Raw genomic sequence first — 9,620 nt, forward strand, 5'->3', positions numbered from 1 at the left:
AGGCTCGCTCCCACAATGGAATGCATTTCAACTGTGGGAGCGAGCCTGCTCGCGAAGAGGCCAGCACATTCACCATGAAAATCGAAATGGCCTACGGTTTCTGAAGCACCGTCAACCGAGACCCACCGCGCACTCACTGACTACCGCGTAGGCATTTTTACCGTTGGCACTTCTACGGCAAAAAAACGCCATCGAAGCGTAGTCCCCTTCCTCAAGATGCGACAAAAACCCTACAAAACCTGTCCATTCCAGCCGTCTTGTCGCACCGCAACACAGCCTTCTATAGTCTGCGGCGCGGCTGAAAGCAGTGTCTCGGCCTGCCGAAAACACTCGCCGATTTCGCTCAGGACTCACTCGATGAACGCCCCCGATCCAATGACCGACCGCTACCGCCCCCTCAAATCCAGCTACAGCGAAACCGCAGTGCTGGTCATCGACACCGAGGCCGATCCCTTCGAGATCCTCGACGCCGCCCGCCAACGCGTCCGCGCCGCCAGCGGCCTGCTCGAAACCTTGTACTGCCTGTGCTTCAAACAAGCCGACGCCAGCGACATCCCCAACATCGTCAGCGCGCTGTACCTGCTGACCCAGGACGGCAACGACCTGCTCGACATCGCCCGGCAGCGCCTGCCAAAAACCACCCGCTGACCACCCTCCCCTGTAGGAGCAAGGCTTGCCCGCGAAGAACGATTACACGGTTTACCTGAAGCCCATCACGAAGAAGCAAAGGTCTGTAGGGGTCGCCCTATAAAAGCTTCGGCACGGTCCTACAAAACAAGACAACTTGTCGCCTATCGCTGTCCCGAGGCTAATACCTATAGTCGTGACTGTCGCTATCAGCGACTCGGGCTTGGTCACCCGATGGAACACACAAACGCGTCCGTTGTATGCTGCCGGCATCTCAAGTGTCTGTACGCTTTATGGTGGCTGTGTTTGGGACGCCTTAGGGCGTGCCGGTCTTGTGTGTTCTACCGGTTGACCAACCCGAACACAGTCCGCCTCCATCGCTTGGTCACGATGAAAGCGGTTTCATCTAAAGCATTTGAGAATACATAAAATGAACAAATGGAATCCGTTCACCAACGAACGTTACCTGCCACTCCAAACCAATCTCACCGACACTTCCCCCCTGATCATCGACACAGAAGCCAACCCCCAAGACATCCTCGAAGCCGCCATACAGCGCATCCGGGCCTCGAGCGAGCTCCTCCAAACCTTGCATTGTCAATGCTTCAAGAACGGCGACGTCGAAGACATTCCCCACATCACCCACGCGCTTTATCTCCTGACCCAGGATGGCTGCGACCTACTCAAGGTTGCACAGCAACGCATGTTGAACTGGAAAGCACCTACCTGAAGCAAAGAATGAGAAACGATCAAGAGCAGATTAACTGGCATTATTCTGGCTGTTTTTCAATATTTCAGCTGGAATAATGGCAGTTCGATTACTTGCCTTACCAATCTCTTGTAAAGGTTCCCCCTCACGGTGAAGCGATGCCTTCCTTGCTTAACTGCTATTATTCTGGCAGTTAAGCCTGAAAAGTGAAGGAATATTGGCACATGGCTAAGAAAACCGCTCCACTCTTACCTGCCGCATCCAAATTGCTTGCCGAGTTCGGAGAGCGATTGAAGCTAGCCCGGCTGCGTCGCAAGCTCACAGCGAAACAAGTCGCCGAGAGGGCAGGTATGTCACTGACAACCTTACGTTCACTGGAATCAGGTGGGTCAGGAGTGACCATAGGTGCCTACCTGTCTGTCATGCAGGTACTGGGTCTGGAAAAGGACTTGAGTAAACTCGCTGCAATTGACGAAGTGGGACGCCAATTACAGGATGCTCAGCTAAAACCCGCGGCAACCTCTGCAACAGGCACTCGCCGGCGAGTAAGCAGGATAGGCGCAGTAAAGGTTGTCACTGCCAAAGGCACGGGAGTGATTGAAAGCGACACCAATACATCAGATTTGTCTGCCGAGTTTCCCTTCAACACCCACTCACTTTCCAATCTGTTGACCAAAAAGAAAACCAAGCCTACGACAGGTGAAAAATGACGCTGATCGCGGTGTATGCAGACTGGGAGTCCTTGAAGGGTCCACGGCGCCTTGGCTTCCTGCATGCCAGGAAAGCTCGGTCCACCAACGTTTTCGAATTTGAGTACGACGCTAGCGCACTGACTGATCCCGAGTTGAATTTCACAACGCTGGATCCGCGAATCGGCCTGTTCGAAGGCCGTCAGTTTCCCGGCCAACATCAAACTCGGTTTGGCATATTCGCTGACTCAAGCCCGGATCGATGGGGGCAATTACTGATGAAGCGACGACTGGAGAGAGACATTCGTGAAGGATTGGCTCCAGTGGGAAGCAAGCTCTTCGAATCAGATTTCCTTTTAGGCGTACATGACCTCTATCGAGTCGGAGCGATCCGTTACAAGCTGAATGACGAAGGTAACTTTCTTGATGATCGCGATGGTGTTGCAGCCCCACCCTTCATCGAATTACGTGCACTGGAGCAGGCTAGTCGAGCTCTCGAAAACGACCCGGACAACACGTCACTCGACGGACGCGAGTGGCTGAGGATGCTGATTGCACCTGGCGGTTCACTGGGTGGTGCCCGGCCTAAAGCCAGCGTCGCGGACGAACAGGGTCACCTGTGGATCGCGAAGTTTCCAAGTGCTCGCGATGACTATGATGTCGGAGGCTGGGAGTTGGTGGTCAATGCTTTGGCCAATCACTGCGGCTTACGCGTCGCGACGGGTATTGCTCGACGTTATGCGAGCGATCATCACTGCTTCATGGTCAAGCGATTCGACCGCACCGGACGAGGGGGGCGACTGCATTTCGCCTCAGCCATGACTATGACTGATCGTGTTGACGGTGATGACGCCTCCGGCGGCGCCAGCTACCTTGAACTGGCGGAAGTTCTGATGGAGCACGGCTCGGAAACCAATACCGATCTTCGCGAATTGTGGTCACGAATTGTATTCAACATCCTGGTTTCAAACACCGATGATCATCTGCACAACCACGGTTTCATCCTTGATCCGGGTCATGGATGGCGCCTGTCTGCAGCCTATGACATGAATCCGGTGGCACACGCCGATGGGTTGAAACTGAACATCACCGATGCGGATAACGCGCTGGATCTCGAACTTGCCAGGGAGGTGGCGGAGTATTTCAGGATCAGCCGCCCGGATGCTGAAGACATTATCGAGAGCATCAAAGGTGTCGTCAGCCAATGGCCAACGCTGGCTGGAGCCTTGGGATTGTCGAGACGCGAACAGGACTATATGGCGTCAGCGTTTAGATTGGCAGGGACCTAGTCTCGATTAGAGAAAGAGGTCTACTCCAAACATGCAATGCTATGTTCAATTTGAAACCGGATTACCACCGATGCACCTCGCTCCCAACTTCCCCGACGACCCCACCATGCACCAGCTCGTGCAGTTGCTCCACGAAGAAATCGGCCTCCCCGAACGCAAAACCATCCACCTCACCACCTCGATCAATTTCGACCTCGGCTGCAACGGCGCCGACGCTCAACACTTGATCGAAACCCTGGAAGACCAATTCCACATCGATTTCGTGGATTACGACAGTTATCGCTATTTCCAGCCCGAAGGCTACGATGTGTTCCTCAAGCGCAAAGCCAAGGGTCGCGGCGACAAGGAACCATTGACCATCGGCATGCTCTACCGGGCTATCAAGGCCCAACGCTGGGACACTCGGGAGCTTGAAGGTCTGTAACGTTCCCGGCGCTTAACAATAAGGACATTGCGTGGACGTACTGATGGGGTTGTTGGCCGCCTTGCTGTGGGGCGGCACGGATTTTCTGGTGGGTTTGAACGCCCGCGCAGTCGGTGTCAAACGCGCGGTTTACTTCGGTCAGGCACTGGGCTTTACCATCATGAGCCTGCTGCTGATCGCCTTTCCCGTATTCATTCTGCGGTCCATGGCCGCGCCTCTCGAAACCTGGTTGTTCGGGGTTGTGGCTGCGGTGCTGACCGTATCTGGCGCCCTTGCCTTATCCAAGGCCTTTGCGCTCGGTAAAGCGTCCATTGTGGCGCCGCTGGTGACGTCCTACGGCGTTGTAACCACGCTGTTGTCCTGGGCTGGCGGAGAACAGATCAGCCTGCTCCAGCTGTTGTGTATCGCGCTGTGCGTGATCGGCGTGGTCCTCTCCAGCATTCACTCCGACCCGAAAGTGCCACACACCACTCAAGCGAGCAGTTCCATTGCCTACGCATTGCTGGCGGCAGCGTTCTACGGCACCAGTTTCTGGCTACAAGGCCGCTTCGTCCTGCCGATACTCGGGCCGGTGACGATGCTGTGGCTGGCCTACCTGGTGGGCCTGATTGTGCTGGTGGTGATCGTCCTCAGGATCGATGATGGCCTGAAGATCCCGCCGCTGAAAAACTGCCTGACATTGACCGGCGCGAGCCTGATGAATCTCGGTGGCTTCTCGTCTTTTGCTTGGGGAGCGGTGGCCGGCTCGGTTTCGGTGGTGACGGTGATCAGCACGCTCTCAGGTGGGATCGCGGCGATTCTGGGGTACGTGTTTTTCAAGGAACGGCTGGCGAAGATTCAGGTGTTGGGGATTGTCCTGGTGCTGGTTGGCGCGTTTGTCTTGCACCTGAAGACCTGAAAAACGCACACAAAAAAGCCGCCCCGAAGGGCGGCTTTTTCATTGCGTCAAACCAACACTTACAGCTTAGGACCAGCAGCCTTGATCGCGTCGCTCACTTCGAACTTCTTGAAGTTCTCGATGAACAGGCCGGCCAGTGCCTTGGCGGCTTCGTCGTAGGCGGCTTTGTCGGCCCAGGTGTTGCGTGGGTTCAACAGGCCAGTTTCAACGCCCGGTACGGCCAACGGCACGTCGAGGTTGATGGTGTCCAGGTGCTCGGTCTCGGTACCGATCAGCGCGCCGCTCTGGATCGCTGCGATCACGGCACGGGTGGTCGGGATATTGAAGCGTTTGCCGACGCCGTAGCCGCCGCCGGTCCAGCCGGTGTTGACCAGGTAAACCTTGGAGCCGAAGCCACGGATGCGCTTGATCAGCAGCTCTGCGTATTCGCCAGCCGGACGCGGGAAGAACGGTGCGCCGAAGCAGGTGGAGAAGGTCGACTTGATGCCGCTGCCCGAACCCATTTCAGTCGAGCCCACCAGAGCGGTGTAGCCGGACAGGAAGTGGTAGGCCGCTTGTTCTTCGTTCAGGATCGACACTGGCGGTAGTACGCCGGTCAGGTCGCAGGTCAGGAAGATCACGGCGTTCGGCTCGCCACCGAGGTTTTTCTCGGAACGCTTGGCAACGTGTTCCAGCGGATAGGCGGCACGGCTGTTCTGGGTCAGGCTGACATCAGCGTAGTCGGCGTGCTTGGCGTCATCGATAACGACGTTTTCCAGGACTGCGCCGTGCTTGATGGCTTTCCAGATGACCGGCTCGTTCTTCTCGGACAAGTCGATGCACTTGGCGTAGCAGCCGCCTTCGATGTTGAAGACAACGCCTTCGCCCCAGCCGTGCTCGTCGTCACCGATCAGGTAACGGCTTTCGTCGGCGGACAGGGTGGTCTTGCCGGTGCCGGACAGACCGAAGAACAGGGTCACGTCGCCTTCTTCGCCGATGTTGGCGGCGCAGTGCATTGGCAGCACGTCGGCAGCCGGCAGCAGGAAGTTCTGCACCGAGAACATGGCTTTTTTCATTTCACCGGCGTAACGCATGCCGGCGATCAGCACTTTCTTCTGTGCAAAGTTGATGATCACGCAACCATCGGAGTTGGTACCGTCACGCTCAGGTACGCACTCGAAGTTGGCCACGTTGAGCACCTGCCATTCTTCACGACCCGCCGGGTTGTACTGGGCCGGGTTGATGAACAGGCAACGACCGAACAGGTTCTGCCAGGCGGTCTGGGTGGTCATCTTCACAGCCAGGTAGTGCTCGGAAGCCGCACCTACGTGGACATGGGAAACGAAATGCTCTTGCGCGTTGTTGAAGGCCTCGACGCGAGCCCACAGGGCATCGAACTTGTCGGCCGGGAACTTGCGGTTGATCGGGCCCCAGGCGATGGCGGCCTGGGTGGTCGGCTCATCAACGATGAAACGATCGACTGGCGAACGGCCGGTACGGTGACCGGTGCGAACAACCAGTGCGCCGGTATCGGCAAGCTCGCCTTCACCGCGGTTCAGGGCTTCTTTAACCAGATCATCAACACTCAGATCGGTGTACACGGCGTTATTGGCTTGCGTCATGAGGTTCCCCGTCGGCCAGTGGCCGAGTGCTCCAAACGTTTTGTAGTAGAAAGTCGTGCACTACTACCGCGAAAAAAGTGGGCCGGATTATGCCAGAAAAGCCCAAAAAGAGTAGGGTCCTCCCGTCGTAACGGCGTTAATCTGGCACAAACCAGTGAATTTACCTGCGCTGAACCGTTTTAGTGACGGGTATCTGACGGTGAGTCGACACCCGCGCCGGCGAACAATTGAGTGACATCGGCGGCATCAAACAGGTATTGCTGGTTGCAGAACTGGCAGTCAATTTCGATATTGCCACCGTGTTCAACCACCAGTTTTTGCGCGTCTTCCATACCCAGACTGACCAGCGCATTGGCTGAACGTTCGCGCGAGCAGCTGCAGCGGAAACGCAGTTTTTGTACATCGAACAGTCGCACTTGCTCTTCGTGGTAGAGACGATGAAGCACGGTTTCGTTGTCCAGGCCCAACAGCTCATCGGCGGTCAAGGTAGTAGCCAGGGCGGTGAGGTGCTGCCAGCTGGCGGCGCGCTCTTCTTCATCTTTCAAGCGATCGGCGGGCAGCTGCTGCAGCAACAGGCCACGGGCGCGACGGCCATCGGCGCAGAGCTTGATGCGCGTACCGATCTGCTGCGACATGACGAAATAGTTGGTGAAACAGTCAGACAACGTTTCACCGTCTAGATCCACCACGCCCTGATAACGCTGGCCCTGCTTAGGGTCGATGGTCAATGTCAACGAGCCATCCGGCATCAAGTCGGCCAGGGTGGCATCGGGGGCAATCCGGTCCGCCTCGTAACGGGCCAGGCCACGGATGTCGCGCTCGCTGGAACACTCGATCATCAGCAACGGAATCGGGCCTTCGGAACGGGCCTGAAGGATCAGCAACCCGTCGAACTTCAAGGTGCCGACCAGCAACGCCGCCGCCGCCATCAGTTCGCCGAGCAGTTGTGCGACCGGCTCCGGATAGGCGTGTTTGGCGAGGACTTCAGCGTAGCTGAGCTCCAGCGAAACCATCTCGCCGCGGGTGTCGCTGTCATCGAAGATGAAGCGTTGGGTGAAGTCGTTATCCGGTAGGTCGGTCATAAGTCTGGGTATCTGAAGTGGAGACAAAAGTGGTTACAGAATTCGAATTTACGCCTTGGCCATAGCGCCCTGCTGTCTGGTTATGGCTTACAGGCCGGCAGCTGTGCTGCGCTTTACGACGAATGGCGCTGCCAATGGCTCATGTAGGGTAGGCGAATTACCCCATATGGCTACGCGCGAGCACAATTACAAGTCTTTGCCTGTTTGAGTGATGGACGGACCCGATCATTCATTCGTTGCTGCTGCCATGAAACTTGAACAGATCCCGCCGTTGTTTTTTGCTCGGCTTGCCATCGGTGCTCACACCCAGGGCACCTGCCTTGCGCTGGGCCGCGGCATTTTCGCGCTTGGCGATGCTGGCTTCGGTTTCGGCGTACAGCGTCTGCGCTTGCGGGGCGCCACGGCGCACGATCGACAGCGCCTGAACCACCACCGTGCGCTCATCGAAACCGGTGCGAATCACGAACTCATCGCCGATGCGTGGCTCCTTGCCCGGCTTGCAGCGCTCACCACGGCAGTGCACCTTACCGCTTTCGATCGCCGCCTTGGCCAAAGCGCGGGTCTTGTAAAAACGCGCGGCCCACAACCATTTATCGAGACGGACTTTGTCGTCCTCTTCGTTTTTTTGTGCCATGGGATTTCCTCGTTCTGAAATATTGGTGAACTGTACTACCGTTCTCTCGTACCAAGAATTACGTCGTCCCGGATTACAATGCTGACATTCCATAACCTCATTGCGAAGCTGGAAATCCCGGCCGTCGATATCTGTCGCCTTTTAACCATTATTCTGCGTGAATACCGCGAATTCGGCCGCCTGCGGCCACTGCGGTTTCTACCGGTTGAGCAATTTTGAAGACATTTGACCATTTGACCGTTGTCGGTCTGCGCGAGTGGGTGGCGCTTCCTGATCTGGGAGTCGCCGGCCTTCGGGCAAAAATCGACACCGGCGCGAGCACCTCCAGCCTGCATGCGACCGACATCGAGACATTCGACCGCGACGGCGAGCAATGGGTGCGCTTCACGGCGCACCTGGGCACGGTGGTGCAGTTGCGTCACCGGCGCTGTGAAGCACCGCTGGTAACGATGAAAACCATTAAAAGCTCCAACGGTCACGCGCAGGTGCGATACGTGATCAGCACCACCCTGGCCCTCGGTGATCGGGTCTGGCGGGTCCAGTTCACGCTGGCCTGCCGCAAGTCCATGCGTTATCGCCTGCTACTCGGTTCCAAAGCCCTGATCGACGGCCAGTTGGTGGTCAATCCGGGCATCAAGTATGTACAAGACAAGCCGGTGTTCCCGGTATCTACCCTCTCCACAGGTGTTGCATGAAGATCGCTGTGCTGTCGCGGAACCCGCGTCTGTATTCCACCCGTCGCCTGGTCGAAGCCGGTACCGAACGCGGCCATGAAATGGTGGTGGTCGATACCCTGCGCGCCTACATGAACATCGCCAGCCACAAGCCGCAGATCCATTACCGCGGCAAACCGCTGGAAGGTTTTGACGCCGTGATCCCGCGAATCGGTGCGTCGGTCACGTTTTATGGCTGTGCCGTATTGCGCCAGTTCGAAATGATGGGGGTTTTTCCACTCAACGAATCGGTGGCCATCGCCCGCTCCCGGGACAAACTGCGCTCGCTGCAATTGCTGTCACGCCGCGGGATTGGTTTGCCGGTCACCGGTTTTGCCCACTCGCCGGACGACATTCCCGACCTGATTGAAATGGTCAACGGCGCGCCACTGGTGATCAAGGTGCTGGAAGGCACCCAAGGCATCGGCGTGGTCCTGTGCGAGACCGCCACGGCGGCTGAGTCGGTGATCGAGGCGTTCATGGGCCTCAAGCAAAACATCATGGTTCAGGAATACATCAAGGAGGCCGGCGGTGCCGACATTCGCTGCTTCGTGGTGGGCGACAAGGTGATTGCGGCGATGAAGCGCCAGGCCAAACCCGGCGAGTTTCGCTCCAACCTGCATCGCGGCGGCAGCGCCAGCCTGATCAAGATCACGCCGGAGGAGCGCATGACGGCATTGCGCGCAGCGAAGGTCATGGGACTGGCGGTCGCGGGTGTGGATATCCTGCGCTCCAATCACGGGCCGCTGGTGATGGAGGTGAACTCATCGCCGGGGCTGGAAGGGATCGAGACCACCACTGGGAAGAACGTGGCGGGGATCATCATTGAGCACCTGGAGAAGAATGGCGGGCCGAATATGACGCGGACCAAGGGTAAGGGGTAACCCGAGCCTTTGCGGTGGCAAGGAGGCCGCTTTCGCGAGCAGGCTCGCTCCCACAATGGATACATTTCAA

The 9,620-nt window shown here is 57.3% G+C and carries 11 protein-coding genes; 8 read left to right on the forward strand and 3 right to left on the reverse strand.

Going from position 1 to position 9,620, the window contains the following annotated elements:
* The first annotated feature begins 357 nt into the window (after window positions 1–357).
* The 6 genes from ACW9HW_RS26500 to ACW9HW_RS26525 all read left to right on the forward strand — a co-directional run bounded on the left by ACW9HW_RS26500 (window position 358) and on the right by ACW9HW_RS26525 (window position 4,636).
* Window positions 358–648 carry a hypothetical protein gene (locus ACW9HW_RS26500; protein WP_457402250.1) on the forward strand — a complete coding sequence of 97 codons (291 nt, stop codon included), beginning with the start codon at window positions 358–360 and terminating at the stop codon, window positions 646–648.
* A 409-nt stretch (window positions 649–1,057) separates the two neighbouring features.
* Entirely contained in the window at window positions 1,058–1,357 is a 300-nt protein-coding gene (locus tag ACW9HW_RS26505; RefSeq protein WP_095192371.1) for a hypothetical protein, read from the forward strand.
* A gap of 203 nt (window positions 1,358–1,560) precedes the next feature.
* Window positions 1,561–2,046: a helix-turn-helix domain-containing protein gene (locus tag ACW9HW_RS26510; RefSeq protein ID WP_095192372.1), complete on the forward strand. Its 486-nt coding sequence runs from the start codon at window positions 1,561–1,563 to the stop codon at window positions 2,044–2,046.
* Entirely contained in the window at window positions 2,043–3,314 is a 1,272-nt protein-coding gene (locus ACW9HW_RS26515) for a type II toxin-antitoxin system HipA family toxin (RefSeq protein WP_457402252.1), read from the forward strand. The genes ACW9HW_RS26510 and ACW9HW_RS26515 overlap by 4 nt, the downstream gene beginning before the upstream one ends.
* Before the next feature lie 70 nt (window positions 3,315–3,384).
* Window positions 3,385–3,738 (forward strand): DUF1493 family protein, encoded by a 354-nt coding sequence (locus tag ACW9HW_RS26520; RefSeq protein WP_095192374.1) that lies wholly within the window; start codon window positions 3,385–3,387, stop codon window positions 3,736–3,738.
* A 43-nt stretch (window positions 3,739–3,781) separates the two neighbouring features.
* On the forward strand, window positions 3,782–4,636 hold the full coding sequence (locus ACW9HW_RS26525; protein WP_207267743.1) for a DMT family transporter: 855 nt from the start codon (window positions 3,782–3,784) through the stop codon (window positions 4,634–4,636).
* Between the two features lie 59 nt (window positions 4,637–4,695).
* On the opposite strand, the gene ACW9HW_RS26530 is transcribed toward ACW9HW_RS26525, so the two are convergent.
* The 3 genes from ACW9HW_RS26530 to ACW9HW_RS26540 form a co-directional block, all read right to left on the reverse strand.
* Window positions 4,696–6,237 (reverse strand): phosphoenolpyruvate carboxykinase, encoded by a 1,542-nt coding sequence (locus ACW9HW_RS26530; protein WP_207260462.1) that lies wholly within the window; start codon window positions 6,235–6,237, stop codon window positions 4,696–4,698.
* 179 nt (window positions 6,238–6,416) lie between these two features.
* Complete coding sequence (gene hslO / locus ACW9HW_RS26535; protein WP_095192376.1) at window positions 6,417–7,319, reverse strand: Hsp33 family molecular chaperone HslO; 903 nt, start codon at window positions 7,317–7,319, stop codon at window positions 6,417–6,419.
* Between the two features lie 229 nt (window positions 7,320–7,548).
* A complete protein-coding gene (locus ACW9HW_RS26540) occupies window positions 7,549–7,953 on the reverse strand; it encodes an RNA-binding S4 domain-containing protein (RefSeq protein ID WP_095192377.1) in 405 nt (134 codons plus the stop codon).
* Between the two features lie 215 nt (window positions 7,954–8,168).
* On the opposite strand from ACW9HW_RS26540, the gene rimB reads away from it, so the two are divergent.
* Window positions 8,169–8,648 (forward strand): retropepsin-like aspartic endopeptidase RimB, encoded by a 480-nt coding sequence (gene rimB, locus ACW9HW_RS26545; protein ID WP_095192378.1) that lies wholly within the window; start codon window positions 8,169–8,171, stop codon window positions 8,646–8,648.
* Complete coding sequence (gene rimK / locus ACW9HW_RS26550) at window positions 8,645–9,550, forward strand: 30S ribosomal protein S6--L-glutamate ligase (protein WP_007972871.1); 906 nt, start codon at window positions 8,645–8,647, stop codon at window positions 9,548–9,550. The genes rimB and rimK overlap by 4 nt, the downstream gene beginning before the upstream one ends.
* Window positions 9,551–9,620: the final 70 nt, after the last annotated feature.

The organism is Pseudomonas sp. SDO5532_S415 (assembly GCF_054071155.1).